Annotated in this window: 2 protein-coding genes; both read left to right on the top strand. The window is 33.4% G+C overall.

Annotated features, from left to right (window positions below):
• The first annotated feature begins 169 nt into the window (after nucleotides 1-169).
• Entirely contained in the window at nucleotides 170-886 is a 717-nt protein-coding gene (locus ACOMCU_RS28005) for a hypothetical protein (RefSeq protein ID WP_421052296.1), read from the top strand.
• A 69-nt stretch (nucleotides 887-955) separates the two neighbouring features.
• Nucleotides 956-1156, top strand: a complete 201-nt coding sequence (locus tag ACOMCU_RS28000) for a hypothetical protein (protein WP_421051767.1) — start codon at nucleotides 956-958, stop codon at nucleotides 1154-1156.
• Nucleotides 1157-1195 lie beyond the last annotated feature (39 nt).

Here is a 1195-nt window from a genome sequence, read left to right as displayed (position 1 = left end):
CAAATGAAATTGTCATTAAAACTTTTGTGGATGGCGAATGGATCCAATTACGAGCAAGTGAAAAAGATATTAATAGCATGCAATCTTGGTTTGATTTAGCCAGGCACATGAAGAATTCTAATGTGAATAATTGAAACATTATGTGCAGTTACAAGAGGAGGAAAAAACTATGGTAAACGATGTTTTGCAGGCTGGTTTAAGAAGTGAAGTTGTAGAGGTGGATTTTAAAGCAAAATTAGAAAAACATCTTAGTAAAAACGAAGAGATTTGCGAGAACTGTGGCGGTCTAGGCATGAAAGTAGACAACAATGTTTTTGGGATAAAAGGCTATAAGCATTCTAAGGGGATCACCTTCCCTTTCAATAACCAATCATTATCGTTTTGTCCATCTTGCTATAACGGCATAAGAAAACGTTGCGAACATTGTAATAAGCTTATCGCAAAAAGTTGGACTGTATGTAATTGTGAAACTACTCGAAAGCAAAAAGCAGATAAAGAAGAATTAGAAGCCAAGAAACGATGGAATAAGATTCCGAAGATCTCTTTGGAAAACGCACTTGCTAATTATGGCATGTTATACGTTGAAGATTTTGATGAGTATGTAGCATCTAATGCCTTTGAAGATTGGGTGGAATATCAAAGAGATGAAGATGAATTTTTTGATCCAAAGGATTTGAGAATTTATATAACTAGATGTGAAAGTATATACCTTTCTGCTGCCGACATTATAGAGAATGCCTCAGAAGATTTACACGAAGATGCAGAGGTATCAAATGAAGCAACAGAGCAATTACAAAACTTCTTAGACCAATGGTGCAAAGAAAATAGTAGTGAAACACAAACGTACTATGCGGATGAAAGTACTGGTGTAATTTATAGTGATTAATCAAAGGTTCGTATCTGATAAATATTGTTCAGTAACAGAAATGTTTTGTGGGTTACAGGAGGAGTAAAAATGAAAGCATTACGAAGAAGAAAAATTGCAAAGCAGTATGGTGTTGTTTATAAAAGATACATCAACAAAAACGCTAACTTTCATTATTTTAAGAAAAAAGGGAGTGGTTTCGGTTTTTATCATTGCAACAATTTAACGTTTTTAAATGTCGTAAAAAATAAACACAAATGGGACGATTTTAACTTTGAACATAGAAAATAACAACTACTTAATACAACATCAAAGTTACTGAACACTTTG

Origin of the sequence: Lysinibacillus sp. UGB7 (genome assembly GCF_049058285.1) — a bacterium.
GTDB classification, from domain to species: domain Bacteria; phylum Bacillota; class Bacilli; order Bacillales_A; family Planococcaceae; genus Lysinibacillus; species Lysinibacillus sphaericus_B.
Note: the sequence above shows the minus strand (reverse complement) of the source record. Positions and strands in the feature narration are given on the sequence as shown.